The 13,089-nt window shown below is 61.3% G+C and carries 14 protein-coding genes; 5 read left to right on the forward strand and 9 right to left on the reverse strand.

The features are described from left to right. Nucleotides 1-39 precede the first annotated feature (39 nt). On the forward strand, nucleotides 40-255 hold the full coding sequence (locus tag USDA257_RS06835) for a hypothetical protein (RefSeq protein ID WP_041413967.1): 216 nt from the start codon (nucleotides 40-42) through the stop codon (nucleotides 253-255). A gap of 59 nt (nucleotides 256-314) precedes the next feature. Here the strand turns inward: USDA257_RS06835 and USDA257_RS06840 are convergent, their stop codons facing one another. The 6 genes from USDA257_RS06840 to USDA257_RS06865 all read right to left on the reverse strand — a co-directional run bounded on the left by USDA257_RS06840 (nucleotide 315) and on the right by USDA257_RS06865 (nucleotide 7,480). Continuing rightward, nucleotides 315-1,391 (reverse strand): ABC transporter ATP-binding protein, encoded by a 1,077-nt coding sequence (locus tag USDA257_RS06840; protein WP_014762178.1) that lies wholly within the window; start codon nucleotides 1,389-1,391, stop codon nucleotides 315-317. Next, nucleotides 1,392-3,314 carry a glycoside hydrolase family 127 protein gene (locus USDA257_RS06845; protein WP_041413968.1) on the reverse strand — a complete coding sequence of 641 codons (1,923 nt, stop codon included), beginning with the start codon at nucleotides 3,312-3,314 and terminating at the stop codon, nucleotides 1,392-1,394. It lies immediately after the preceding gene. Between the two features lie 17 nt (nucleotides 3,315-3,331). Beyond that, nucleotides 3,332-4,195 carry a carbohydrate ABC transporter permease gene (locus USDA257_RS06850; RefSeq protein ID WP_041413969.1) on the reverse strand — a complete coding sequence of 288 codons (864 nt, stop codon included), beginning with the start codon at nucleotides 4,193-4,195 and terminating at the stop codon, nucleotides 3,332-3,334. Continuing rightward, a complete protein-coding gene (locus tag USDA257_RS06855; RefSeq protein ID WP_014762180.1) occupies nucleotides 4,192-5,109 on the reverse strand; it encodes a carbohydrate ABC transporter permease in 918 nt (305 codons plus the stop codon). The genes USDA257_RS06850 and USDA257_RS06855 overlap by 4 nt, the downstream gene beginning before the upstream one ends. Before the next feature lie 63 nt (nucleotides 5,110-5,172). Beyond that, on the reverse strand, nucleotides 5,173-6,408 hold the full coding sequence (locus tag USDA257_RS06860) for an ABC transporter substrate-binding protein (RefSeq protein WP_014762181.1): 1,236 nt from the start codon (nucleotides 6,406-6,408) through the stop codon (nucleotides 5,173-5,175). A gap of 79 nt (nucleotides 6,409-6,487) precedes the next feature. Next, a complete protein-coding gene (locus tag USDA257_RS06865) occupies nucleotides 6,488-7,480 on the reverse strand; it encodes a LacI family DNA-binding transcriptional regulator (RefSeq protein ID WP_332908271.1) in 993 nt (330 codons plus the stop codon). Nucleotides 7,481-7,841: 361 nt separating this feature from the next. On the opposite strand from USDA257_RS06865, the gene USDA257_RS37045 reads away from it, so the two are divergent. Beyond that, entirely contained in the window at nucleotides 7,842-8,003 is a 162-nt protein-coding gene (locus USDA257_RS37045; protein WP_014331478.1) for a Thivi_2564 family membrane protein, read from the forward strand. Between the two features lie 711 nt (nucleotides 8,004-8,714). Here the strand turns inward: USDA257_RS37045 and USDA257_RS06875 are convergent. Together USDA257_RS06875 and USDA257_RS06880 are read right to left on the reverse strand one after the other, a co-directional pair. After that, a complete protein-coding gene (locus tag USDA257_RS06875) occupies nucleotides 8,715-9,041 on the reverse strand; it encodes a hypothetical protein (RefSeq protein WP_041413970.1) in 327 nt (108 codons plus the stop codon). A gap of 311 nt (nucleotides 9,042-9,352) precedes the next feature. Next, complete coding sequence (locus USDA257_RS06880; protein WP_014762185.1) at nucleotides 9,353-10,441, reverse strand: DUF475 domain-containing protein; 1,089 nt, start codon at nucleotides 10,439-10,441, stop codon at nucleotides 9,353-9,355. Nucleotides 10,442-10,831: 390 nt separating this feature from the next. Here USDA257_RS06880 and USDA257_RS06885 point away from each other — a divergent pair, with 390 nt between their 5' ends. The 3 genes from USDA257_RS06885 (at nucleotide 10,832) to USDA257_RS06895 (ending at nucleotide 12,151) form a co-directional block, all read left to right on the forward strand. Then, nucleotides 10,832-11,083, forward strand: coding sequence for a DUF982 domain-containing protein (locus USDA257_RS06885; protein ID WP_014762186.1), 252 nt, complete (start codon nucleotides 10,832-10,834; stop codon nucleotides 11,081-11,083). 167 nt (nucleotides 11,084-11,250) lie between these two features. Continuing rightward, nucleotides 11,251-11,541, forward strand: a complete 291-nt coding sequence (locus tag USDA257_RS06890) for a DUF982 domain-containing protein (RefSeq protein ID WP_014762187.1) — start codon at nucleotides 11,251-11,253, stop codon at nucleotides 11,539-11,541. Nucleotides 11,542-11,728: 187 nt separating this feature from the next. After that, the gene (locus USDA257_RS06895; RefSeq protein ID WP_014762188.1) at nucleotides 11,729-12,151 is read left to right on the forward strand and encodes a low affinity iron permease family protein; all 423 of its coding nucleotides are present in this window, start codon (nucleotides 11,729-11,731) and stop codon (nucleotides 12,149-12,151) included. A gap of 26 nt (nucleotides 12,152-12,177) precedes the next feature. Here the strand turns inward: USDA257_RS06895 and USDA257_RS35880 are convergent. Next, a protein-coding gene (locus USDA257_RS35880) for an IS5 family transposase (RefSeq protein WP_144051969.1) occupies nucleotides 12,178-12,944 on the reverse strand; the annotation gives its coding sequence in 2 pieces (ribosomal slippage) (nucleotides 12,178-12,599 and nucleotides 12,599-12,944; 768 coding nt in all). Between the last annotated feature and the right edge of the window lie 145 nt (nucleotides 12,945-13,089).

Here is a 13,089-nt window from a genome sequence, read left to right on the forward strand (position 1 = left end):
CCAATTCGGTGCGCCAGCAATCGAACGAAGAACCTGCCGATGACGCCCGAACGTTTTGCCGAATGTCTCGCCAGTTTGAGATGGACGACGATCGATCTCACATCCGCGCTCCAGTGCCAGCTTTCGTGGGTCGAGGCCATGGAAAGCGGTCAGGCAGAAATTCCTGAGGACCTGGCGCGCTGGCTGGAAGGCCTTGCCAGGTGCCATGAGGCCGCGGGGATTCCGACCGGCTACCGCGACGTTGCGCATTTTTGACATGAGGCGCGCGCGTCGGCCATGCTTGATGAGCCTCCCACGCCGCCTCCCGTCCAGGTTTAACCGACCCGCGCGCCCGTGGCGTCGAAATACCGCCTACGCTCGGAGGGCACCGACAGCCATACCGTCGATCCTGACGGAATGTCGTCGCCTTCCCGCAATTCCACCACGACATTCTGCGCATCGCCGAGCCTGCAATAGACATAGCGCGTGCCCCCGAGATATTCGGTGAACTCCACGGTCGCCTGCACCGCATCAGGTCCGCCGGCGACGATCCGGGTATGTTCGGGCCGCATGCCGAAGACGATCCGTTCGCCGGCTCGAAGCGAGTCCAGGCGGGCCTCGATCTCACAGCCGGCAACCCGCACCTTTCCCGAGCCGCTCCATTCTGCATCCAAGAGGTTCATGCGTGGCGAGCCGATGAAGCCGGCGACGAAGGTGTTGACGGGGTTCTCGTAGACCTCGCGCGGCGTGCCGGTCTGCTCGATCCTCCCGTCACGCAGGATGACGATCTGGTCGGCGAGCGTCATCGCCTCCGTCTGGTCATGCGTCACATAGATCATCGTGTTGCCGAGTTCGCGATGCAGCCGGGCGATCTCGACACGCATCGAGACGCGCAGTTCGGCATCTAGGTTTGAGAGCGGCTCGTCGAACAGGAAGACGTCAGGCTTGCGGACGATCGCCCGGCCGATTGCCACGCGTTGGCGCTGGCCGCCCGACAATTGGCCCGGCCGCCGGTCGAGCAGGTGATCGATCTTGAGGATTTCGGCGGCTTGCCCGACGCGCCGCTCGATTTCCGCGCGGTCGGTCCGCGCCAACTTCAGTCCGAATGCGAGGTTGTCGCGCACGCTCATATGCGGATAAAGCGCATAGGACTGGAAGACCATGGCGATGCCGCGCTCGGAGGGGTCGAGATCCGTAACATCGCGCCCCCTGATGGCGATTTCCCCGTCGCTTACCTCCTCGAGCCCGGCGATCATGCGCAACAGCGTCGATTTTCCGCAGCCCGACGGACCGACGAACACGGTGAAATCGCCGTCCCTGATCGTCAGATCGATGCCGTGAACGACCTGCAGCGCGCCGAAGCTCTTGCGCACTCCGTTGAGTGCCACACCGATCCTATCCCGTTCCGTCATCTAGCCGCCACACTTCTCGGCTTGCAGCCAGACGAGCATTTCGCCCGGTGCGCGATTGTCCCAGAGGTGGTAGGGCACCAGGCGCAGCCGCGCGGGGCGCCTTGCCGCCGGCGTCGGGCGATAGAGCGCGGCCCCCCAGTCCGCCGTATCCTCGCGCTCGACCGGCAGTTCGACGGCGACCGCACCCTCGAGGTCCTCCAGGGTCGTCGACGTCGTTTCAGGCAGATCCTCCGGCACGACGATGGCGTTGAGATCGCCGCCATTATCGATCTCCTCGGCACAATAGACCAGAGGCCCGCGCAACAGTGCAATGCGGCCGGCATCCTGCCGGACCTTTGGATTGGCGAATTGCGGACGCAGTTTCAGCGGCAAGTCAATCGAAACCGCGTCGCCATCGGACCATTCGCGCTCGATGCGAGCATAGCCGTCCAGCGTGACGTGTTCGAGGTCGATACCGCTTCCATTTACCGAGATGCTGGCGCCGTCGGCCCATTCCGGAATGCGCAAGGACAGGGCGAATTGCCTCGGCTCTTCGAGTTCGAGCCGGATCGAAACCGCACCCTCCCACGGATAGTTGGTGACCTGCCGCAACGTGACGTTCGAGCCGTCCAGTTCCAGCCGCGCCGTGCTCTCCCCATAGAGATGCACCGCGATTTCGTCGGTCGCCACACCGTACATGTAGGCGCCTACCGAGGCGACAAGCCGGGCAATGTTCGGCGGGCAACAGGGGCAATTGTGCCATCTCCAACGATGATGCTTGCCGGTGCTCTCCAGTGGATTGTCATAGAAGAAGGTCTTGCCGTCGAGCGAAAGGCCGCTGAGCGCCCCGTTGTAGAGCGCCTGTTCCATGATGTCGGCAAAGCGCCGGTTCGGTCCGCGTCCGAGCATGCGGCTCGCCCAGAAGACCAGGGCGACCGAGGCGCAGGTCTCGGCATAGGCGGTGTCGTTCGGCAGGTCGTAATAGTCGGTGAAGCCTTCATTTCTGGCTGAAGGGCCGATGCCGCCCGTCACATACATCTGCTTGGTCGTCAGGTCGTCCCAGAGCGTTTCGAGCGCGTCGGTGAGCGTGTCGTCCTTATACTCGGTCGCCAGATCGGCCATGCCGGAATACATGTACATAGCGCGCACCGCGTGGCCGACGACCTTCTTCTGCTGGCGCACCGGCTCATGGGATTGGCTATACTCGTGGGTCTTATGCACGTAATCCTTCGGTGAACGCCCATCGCGGATCGCCTCTTCCGTGAAGAAGTGCGGCTCCTGGCCACGCTCGTCGATGAAGAACTTCGAAAGATCGAGATACTTCGTCTCGCCGGTCACGCGCGCCAGCTTGACGAGCGCAAGCTCGATCTCCTGGTGACCGCAATAACCGGGAATCTGCCCTTCGCCGTGGCCGAATATGTCGATCATGTAGTCGGCAAAACGGCACATCACGTCGAGCAGCTTGCTTTTTCCGGTCGCCTGGAAATAGGCGACTGCCGCCTCGATCAGGTGCCCGGCGCAATAGAGCTCGTGGTGATCGCGCAGGTTGGTCCAGCGCCGATCCGGCTGCACCCTCTGGAACCAGGTATTCAGATAGCCGTCCTTATCCTGCAGCCGTTCATACATGTCGATGATCTCATCGGCCCTGGCCTCCAGCCGCGGATTGGGCTTGCGATAGAGCGAGTAGGCAATGGTTTCGATCGACTTCGCCAGGTCGCTGTCCCAGAACATCTGTGTCGTTCCGCCCCAGGACTGAATGGGGATGACGATGCCGGGGTTGGGATGATTGACGTCGACGGCGCGCAGCATTCCCGCTTCGACGCAGCGGTCAAGCAGGATCTCGGCCGTGGCATTGCAGACGGCATCCTGCCACTTGCCCCAGAATCCCCCGACCCGGACATCCGGAACGGCCACGGGCCTGAACTGACGGTCCTTCTTACTCATGATGTGCCTTTCTCTCGTTATTTGACCGCGCCGGCCATCAGCCCGCGCATGTAATAGCGTTGCAGCAGTAGGAAGACGATGAGGCAGGGTACCACCATGACGGCGACCCCCGCTTGTACGGCGCCCCAGTTGATGGTCCCTAGACGGCCGGCGCGCACGGCCATCATCAGGACCGGCAGCGTGTAGTTTTCGTTGCTCGAGAGCAGCACCAGGGCGGCGAGGAACTCGTTCCAGGCATTGAGGAACGCAAAGATCGACACCGTAGCGACGCCGGGCATCACCAAAGGCAACAGCACCCGCACCAGCAGCTTCAGGTCGCGCGCGCCGTCGATGCGAGCCGCCTCTTCGATCTCCTTCGGCACGGCGTCGAAGGCGTTGCGCATCATGAAGACCGAGAACGGCAGCTGCAGCGTGACATAGACGAGCATCAGGCCGAACAGCGAATTGTTGAGTCCCAGCCGCGCCAGGATGATGAAGAGCGGTGTCAGGATCGACTGGAACGGGATCATCAGCGTCGCGATGATCAGCACGAACAGCGCGTTCTTCAACGGAAAGCGGTAGCGCGAGAAGCCATAGCCGGCAAGCACGCTGACGACGACGGTCAAGACCACAGTCCCGAGCGACACCACCAGCGAATTCATCGTGTGCTGCAGGACGCCGGAGCCGAAGCCGTCGAGGATGCGATAGGCATCGAAGCTGATGCCCGAGACCGGCCATGGCGGCAGCGGCGGCAAGCCGGATTCGCTGCTCGGCCGAAACGATGCCAAGAAGCCGATGACGAACGGCGCCAGGAAGAAGAAGGCCGTGCCGATGCCGATCCCGTGATAGGCGATCCGATCGCGCAGCGCCTTGCGGGCGCGGAGTTCGCGGCGCGTCCTCATGGCCTCTCATCCCCCACTTTGAGCAGCCAGAGCTGGAAGATGCTGATGGCGACGAGGATGGCGAGCAACGCGATCGAAAGTGCCGCGCCGTAGCCCAGATTGAAGGACACGAAGGACTGGATGAAGATGTAATAGACGACGGAAATCATCCGGTTTTGCGGACCGCCGCTGGTCATGATGTAGAACTGGTCGAAGGCAAGGATGGAGCCGGTCACCGACAGGATCAGCGCCAGTGCCATGGTTCGTCGCATCAGCGGCAGGGTCAGATAGCGGAAGCGTTGCCACCGGCGGGCGCCGTCGATACGGGCGGCCTCCGTCAGTTCCGCCGGTATCGCCTGGAGCCCTGTCAGCAGGATGATCATGGTGAAGCCGGCAATCTTCCAGACAACCATGACAATGATGGTCAAGAAGGCCGTATCGAAACCGGCAAGCAGGTTGATGCGGCCATTGGTCAGCCCGAGCCATTGCATAAGCGGGGCAAAGAGGCCGCTGTCGACATTGGCGAGCCAAACCCAGAGCAGCGAGGCCGAGGCCAGCCCCACGACGACCGGCAGAAAGATGATCGTTCGATAGGCGGGAACCAGCGGCCGCTGTTTTTCGACGAAAATCGCCAGCGGAAAGGCCACGGCGAAGATCGCGAGGGTGACGATGATCGTATAATGTGCCGTAAAGCCGAGCGCCGTCATGAAGCGTGCGTCGCTTACCATGCGCACATAGTTGCCGAAGCCGATCCAGGCCGGCTTTCCGAGCAATGGCCATTTGTGCAGGCTCATCCAGACGGTGAAGAGCACCGGCAGGACAAAGAATACCGTGACCAGCGCCATCGCGGGCGCGATGTAGAGTAGGCCGCGCCAGCCGGAACGCTTCCTCTTCCTGCGACGCGGCGACGGGGATGCGATGCCCGAGATCGTCATAAGTGATTTCTTCGGTCCTGTTGCGGGTGCTGGAAGGGCAAGGCGCCCTTCCAGCGTTAAAGGCTACTGGCCCGCGTCGATAATCGACTGCATCTCGGATTGCGCATTCGAGAAGGCGCCGTCGACGTCCTCGCCGTAGATCGCCGCATTGATGAAGGTGGCCCAAGGGCCGTTCGAGCTGTTGATCAGGTCGTTGAACTGCAGCGTATAGGGCGTCTTTGCGACTGCGATGGCATCGATGCCGACCTTGAGGCGCGGATCCAACCCTTCGAGAACCTCACCGGCGATGTCGCCGCGAGTCGGCAGGCTGCCGTATTTCGCCATGATCTTCTGGCCCTCCATCGAATAGGTGAATTCGAGGAACTTCTTGACCGTCTCCAGCTTCGGCGTTCCCTTGGTGACGACGAAGTTGTCGCCGCCGGCAAACGACGAGGGCTTGCCGTCGACGCCCGGGATCAGCGTGACGCCGAAGTCGATCTCCGGATGCTGGGTGACGAGCGTGCCTATGGCGAACGCACCGATGCTCTGCTGGCCGATCTTGCCGTTTGTGAAGGTCAGGAAATTGACGCCGTTGTCGCTCGCAGAACCAGCGGGAACCGTGTCCTTGGCGACGAGATTGCGGTAGATGTCGATCGCCTTGCGCATCTGAGGCGTGTCGAGCGTCGCCTTCTTGCTGTCGGCAGAGAGGATGTCTACCCCCGCCCCCCAGACCAGCGGCGTGAAGGTGAAGATCATGCAGCCGCCGCAGCCGCCGCCGGAGAAGTAGAAGCCGTAGGTGTCGCCGCCGAGCGCGCGGATCTTCTCGGCGTTGGCCGTAATCTCCTCCCAGGTCTTCGGCGCTTTTTCCGGATCGAGGCCGGCCTTGCGGTAGAGCTCCTTGTTCCAGGCGAGGATCGAGGTCTCGACCGAAAGCGGCAGACCGTAGATCTTGTCCTCATAGGTCCCGAGCTTGACATGCGACGGCGAGAGCGCGTTGAAATAAGGGAGCGATTTCGCCCATTCGCTCAGGTCTTCCAGCTGCCCGGCGGCGGCGAAGGCCGGCGTGTAGATCAGGTCGAGCGATAGCGCATCCGGCGCCTGTCCGCCGGCGATAGCGGTGGCGTATTTCTGCACAAGCTCGGAAAAGGGAACTTCGGTCAGTTCCACCTTGTCCTCACCGGCAGCATTGTAGGCCGTGACGACTTCCTTGAAGGAGTCGCCGATGCCGGAGCGAACCCACATGCTGATCATTTCGGCAGAAGCAACGGAGAGCCCCAGCCCGTAGGCGAGCGTCGTTGCGGCAAGCAATCTCTTCAACACTGTCCATTCCTCCTCTTGACTGGAGCCGCATACACGCGAGCTCCCTCCTCCTCGTTCAGTCGCACTCGGTCAGCCGTGCTTAGGCAGGCGTACCGGCCCCACCACAAGATTGCCGGACCACAAGCTTGCAGGGCAGCTTGCGCAAGCCCGGCTGGGCCGTCCTACCCTCTGCAAGGGCAAGCACCATCAACCCGGCCTCCCTGCCGAGTTCCTTCAAATTCATGTCGATCGTCGTCAGGGGCGGGCGCGTCTGCTCGGCAAGGATTTCCCAATTGTCGAAGCCGATGACGGAGACGTCGTCCGGGACCTTGACGCCGCGCTCTCGAAGCGCGTCGATCACGCCGCGAGCAATCTGGTCGTTACCGCAGAAGATGCCGTCCGGCAGCCTTTCACCGGCGTTCCACAGTTCGGCGATGGCCTCGTGGCCCCAGCGCTCGGACCAGACGCCGTAAAGGACGGGCGCATCCCCGCCCGCCTCCTTCGCGAAGGCGCAGGCGCGCTCGCGCACGGAAACGAAATCCTCAGGCCCGGTGATATGCACCAGGCTGCGACGGCCGATCTTCTTGAGCCAGGCCGCGGCAAGAGCCGCGCCGTGGGCATCGTCGGCCGTGAATGTCACGCTTTCCGGCGCCCCGGCAGTAAAGGCATAGACGACTGGCACCGGCAGGCCAGCGAGATCGACCGGGAGAGACCTGTCGATCCGCTTGCCTGTCGCGATGATGCCGTCCACCTGCTTGTCCAGCATGGCATCGACATGGACCTTGCCGAGGGCGGGATCGTCTTCGATTGCACAGAGGAAGACCGAGACGCCGTGGTCGACCAACGCCTCCGAAACCCCCGCCATGACGGGCAGGGTGAAACGGCCATAGGTGTCATTGGTTAGGAGACCGATGGTGAACGACCGGCTGGAGAGCAGCCCCCGCGCCAGCGCGTTCGGCCGGAAGCCGATTTCGGCGGCCATCCGTTTGATCCGCGCCCGCGTCTCGGCGGCCATGCGGCCGTTGTCGTTCAACGCCTTCGACACTGTCGAGACGCTGACGCCCGCCACTCGCGCCAGATCGTGAATCGTCACGCGCCCGCTTCTGGATCGCTGTGTCGTCAAATCGGTCTCCCACCCAAAGCGTGTTTGAGAAAACCTTTTCGCAGGGACGATGTCAATATGAGAAAACGTTTTCTCGCATTACTGACATTGTTGAGTTTCCTCAGCGATCGTAGTGAATACCCGACAGTAAACTTCGTTGCGCCGCCTGCTTTCCGCTCCCGCCCACCACGCACCACATATCGGCGCAAGGCACTGTCGGCCCGGGATGGTTCGCGCTCCGACGCTTCATCGCCGCAAAGCGAAATCGTTGCGAACTGGTGGTTGGGCCTTTCCTTCCGCTTTCACTCCCATAGGTAAAGCTTCGTAAGCCAACGCAACGGAGCGGAAATACATGTCCTTACTGATCAGCGTGCTTGTGACATTTCTCGTCGTCATCCTGGTGCTTTACCTCGTCAACCGGCTTCCGCTGGACGGACGCACCAAGCAAATCGTCCAAGCCATCGTGATCATTATCGGCGTCTTGTCGTTGCTGAGATATCTCGCGGTATTCTAGCTTGGTCGCCCTTTGGCCCGAACAACCAGTCGGGGGCCCGCGAGTTCGGATCGGTGTCCGTCGCCCGTCCAATTTTGACTTCCGTATCGCGTGTCGCTCGGGCGAACGACACCGCAGAAAACACTGTCGCAGTTCGCCAACGCCACTCGCAATAAATGGAATCAAGCAATTGGGTTGCGAATCACCCTGTTCAAGGGTGATTATGGGCTGTGTTCACTGATCTCTGATTGCAAAGCAGACTGGCCGCTCCAATAATCGAGTCGAGACCGTCAATCAAAGATGGTCTCCAGTGTCGGAGGAACTATTCAATGAACAGAAACGTGATCATCGGTATCATAGTGGTCGCGATTGTCATCCTCGCGGTAATTTTCCTGATGCCGGGTGGCACCGAACAGACAGCCGAAACGCCCCCGGCGCCGGCCCCAACAGAACCCGCGCCTGCGCCTGCGGCACCAGAACCCGCACCCGCAACGCCCGCGCCCGCGACACCGGAACCCACTACTCCGGCGCCTACTACGCCCACGCCTACTACGCCCACGCCTACTACGCCCGCGCCTACTACGCCCGCGCAATAGACCGCCGGGCTACCGTTCTGGAAGCCTCGCGCCCGCTAGGGCGCGAGTGCTTGTTTCTTTGCTTGATCTGCCAGAGGACAAGAGAGTTGCGCTTGCGTCGCCGATGTCGTCGCGAGCGGTGCTACGCTGCGATCTGTCAGTCCGTCACGGCGTGGATGCCCAGCATATGGACGGTCTCCGCCGGCCGCTCTGTTTCGACGGGGTAATCCTCGATGCTGCCGCCCCTTCCCCACCGTGCGGCAAGGTTCATCAGTTCTTCCTGTTCCTTCCTGAGCCGATGCCAGGCAAGGATATCGTCGGCATGGGCGGCGTTCAGCCGCGGATCGTAGAAGCGGTCGATTCCTTCACCGGCATCCTTGCGGGCGGCCTCCATCCGCTGCTTCAACGCGTTCGCCTCGTCCTTCAACAGAAAATAGCGGCGCATCACGGCAATCAGCGCAAGATCGTTCGGACTGGCGTTCAAGAGCGTTCCTCCGCGTTGTTGCTGACAACCATTTCGCCGGGAGGCATTCCCGGCTCGCCGTGGCCTTCGCCCGAAACTGTGACGCTTTTCCGGCAAAAAATGCAGAAGCAACATCTCTCTCGCATGGACCCAGGATGACTTCGGCATCACGCCAGCGGATCCGGCGGGAGAAGGCGACGCCGGCACTTTCCGCCTTGACCTGTGCAGTGGCAAGCATAGGCGCGCGTGCGGGATCGCCATGCCTTGGGGTAAAACAAAGACGGCCCGGCATGGATTGCCGGGCCGTCCCATTCCTATAGTGGCGATCGAACCTACGCGCGCAGCCGCCCGCCCGCCAAAGTCTCCCCTTGCGCCTCGCGCCGGTTGTGGCGAATCGACGACCAGAGCGAAAGGCCGATGAGACCCGCGCCGCCAAGTCCGGTGATGACCTCGGGAATATGCATAAACGTCTGGAAATACATCACCACCGAGAGGATCAGGATCGCATAGAAGGCGCCATGCTCCAGGTAACGATATTGGCTGAGCGTTCCCTTTTCGACCAGCATCACGGTCATCGAGCGGACATACATCGCGCCGATGCCGAGGCCGATAGCGATGATGAACAGGTTCTGGGTCAGGGCGAAGGCGCCGATGACACCGTCAAAGGAGAAGCTGGCATCGAGCACTTCCAGATAGAGGAAGGCGCCGAAGCCGCCTCTAGCCGCAGCGCTCATGGTCTGCTCCGTGGCGTCCAGCAGGCCGCCGACGATCTCGACGATGAGGAACGTCAGCAGCCCGTAAACGGCCGCATGTACGAAGGCGACCGCCTCATCTCCCTCGAGCAAGGTCGAGAAGCCGAGAATAAGCGCCAGCACAAAGGCGATCTCGACGCCCCTGATGGTCGCAAAGCGCGCCACCTTGCGCTCGAGCCAGGCGATCCAGTGCACGTCTTTCTCATGGTCGAAGAAATAATTGAGACCGACCATCATCAGGAACGTTCCGCCGAAAGCGGCGATCGGCAGATGCGCATCGTGCATGATGCGGGCATATTCCTCTGGGCGGGCCGCAGCGAGGATGACCGCATCGATCGGGCCGATATTTGCCGCGATCACCACGATCAATAGCGGAAAGACGATGCGCATGCCGAAGACAGCGATGATGATACCCCAGGTGAGGAACCGCTGCTGCCAGACCGGCGTCATGTCCTTGAGCTTGTTGGCGTTGACGATGGCATTGTCAAAAGACAAGGAGATTTCGAGAACAGCGAGCACGGCACAGACGAAGAAGACCGTCATCATGCCGCTGAGGGTACCGGTCGATTGCCAACCGACCCAGGCGCCGAGAACGAGACCGGCAGCCGTAGTGAGAAAGGCCCACTTGAAGTAATCAAGTGTGCCTGTTTGCGAGCGCGACTGTGTCATTGGCGAACCTCCCCTGCCCGCGAGCTCGTCGCCTTTGCGAAAGGGAGATTGTTGGAAACAAAAGAACGCACGGCCGAACGGCTACATGCGTGGAGCATAAGTTGAATTGTCATGGTAGCGTTTTTCCGCCGGCTGATTTGCTGGCGGTACCGACATCACGAGAGCGCCGTAAAAACTCTCGCCAGAGGGGCCCGGCACCAATGTTCCTCCCGCGATCCGATGTCTGAGAGCGGGAGCGTTTCTTTACTTAGCGAGATCGGGCTTCGCGTCAAGAGTTCACCTTCGTCTCTCGCACGCGCACGGGGCGTGTTATCGCCATTTGCGCGGGAACCAAAAGCCGGCTCCAACAGTTTGATTTCCAGCGGTAAACCAGTGGCGAGGCAAGGCATCATGCACTGTTTCTGGTGGGAAAAGAGCGTCGAATTGGAGCTCGGTGAAACGGGCGGATATCGCGCCGTGAAGAGTACGCGGGAGGCCGTCGAATGCCTGCTGTTGCGTTGGCCGCAGCGCGATGGCCACGCGCTTGCCGCCGCCAAACGGACTTGCCTCCAGGCACTGGACGGCAAGATCAAGACCGAGAAAGCCCGCCGGGCCTTCATCAAGGCGGCGGAGGAGGCCCACATCTCGATTCGCAGTCAATAGAAGCGCATAGTCTCAGGCGCTACGTGTAAGAGCGTCGAAATAGGCAGTTCGTGACGCCGAGGAGCACCTGCAGCGCCGCGCGTCTAAACGCACAAAGGCTCTTCAAATGTTCCTTATCCTTGGATCGGCTCCGGTTTAAAAACATGCAGGAGGGGCGAAAGGACGCCATGCTTGAGATTCCATGGAACGAGCCCGTCAACCTCAACATGCTGGACGGCAAGTGCCGCACCGTCATTGGGCCGCTCGACGCGATGAAATGCCTGCAAAGCGAATGGCCGGTGCGGCATGGTGCCTATTACGGCTGCGCCGTGCGTGCATGCAACGCGGCGCTGAGGCACCGGAAGAGACCCGAGGACGCCCGCGCCGCTTTCCTTGCCGCTTCCCGCGAGGCCTTCCTGACGATCGTCACCGGGACGGGGCAGGACAGCGGTGGCAATGCACATCGGCGCGTGGAGTGAACGTGGCCGCGCGGTATGGGCCGCCTTCTCCTGCCCCCGATCTCCTTGCTGAGGACGCGATCGCCACATCGATCCGGGAACTCTTTTTTGGTTTCAGGCATTTACAGCGAGGCGACGTGAAGCGGTTTGCCGCTTCGGCACCGGAACAATTCGATGATCATCGCAATGCATGGGACGGGTCTCTCGCATGGTGAACAACTTCAGCAGATTCTCCACGGCGGTCGCAGAATATTCCGGCAGGCCGGTCACTTTTGTGATCGCGGTTGCAACGGTCGCTCTCTGGGGCATGACCGGACCGTTCTTCGATTTTTCCGAGACATGGCAGCTCATCATCAACACCGGCACGACGATCGTGACCTTTCTGATGGTCTTCGTTCTCCAGAATTCGCAGAATCGCGACGGCACCGCGCTCCAGGCGAAGCTGGATGAGCTTATCCTGACGAGTGAGGCCGAAAACCGTTTCATCGGCATTGAAAAACTCGATGATCGGGAGTTGAAGCGCCTCAGCGAAATCTTGAGGGAGCACGCGGCGAGCGAGGACGATCAGGCGCTGCACAGGAAGATATCCAAGGCAGCCGGGCGAAGGCCGCGACGGGCCGAAGCCCGGTAGCCGGCGGGCCTAGGGCCTGTTGAGATTCATCTGGAGTTTATGACGGCTGCTGCGAGATGGATGATGGCGTTGAAGCTCTGGTCGGTTTTGTCGGCGCGCATGGCGATGCGCTTGAATTCCTTGAGCTTGCAGAAGAAGTTCTCGATGACATGACGCCATCTGTACATCTCGGCGTCGAACTGCAGTGGCTTGGCGCGGCGCGGATGCTGGGAGATGACAACCTTGGCGCCGCGTTCGTCGAGGTCGGCGATGATGGTGTTGCTGTCGAAGGCCTTGTCGGCGATCAGCGCGCCGAAAGCGACGCCGTCAATGAGCGGCGGCACGCCGACGGTATCAAAGCGGTGGCCGGGCAGCAGGACGAAGCGGACAAGGTTGCCGAGCGCGTCGGTCAGCGCGAGGATTTTGGTAGTCATGCCGCCCTTGGAGCGGCCTATGGCCTGGCTCTGAGTCCCCCTTTTGCGCCTTGGCCGTGGCGGTGGACCTTGATGATGGTGGCGTCGACCATGGCGTATTCCATGTCGGGCTCGTCCGAGCAGGCCTCGAAAAGCCGCACGAAAACATCGGCCTTGACCCAACCACGGTATCGCTTGAAGACGGTGTTCCAGTTGCCGAAGAAGACGGGAAGATCACGCCACGGACTGCCGGTACGCACCACCCACAGTACCGCTTCGATGAACCGTCGGTTATCGCTGCCGCTTCGCCCGGGGTCCGTCGGCTTGCCCAGACAGTGCGGCTCCATCTTCGCCCATTGGGCGTCAGTCAATACGAATCGTTCATCCGAAGCTTGAATCATAAACAAGCCGCGGCGGGAATCCTGAATCTCAACAGGCCTTAGTCGGTGGAACTAAAGACAACACGTGGCCGTTTGCCTGAAAGGCAAAGCACCACAGGAAACGCAAACCGGCTTCCGCTCGGTCGATGATGTCAACATTCGACCC

It is taken from the genome of Sinorhizobium fredii USDA 257 (genome assembly GCF_000265205.3).
In the GTDB taxonomy this organism is placed as follows: domain Bacteria; phylum Pseudomonadota; class Alphaproteobacteria; order Rhizobiales; family Rhizobiaceae; genus Sinorhizobium; species Sinorhizobium fredii_B.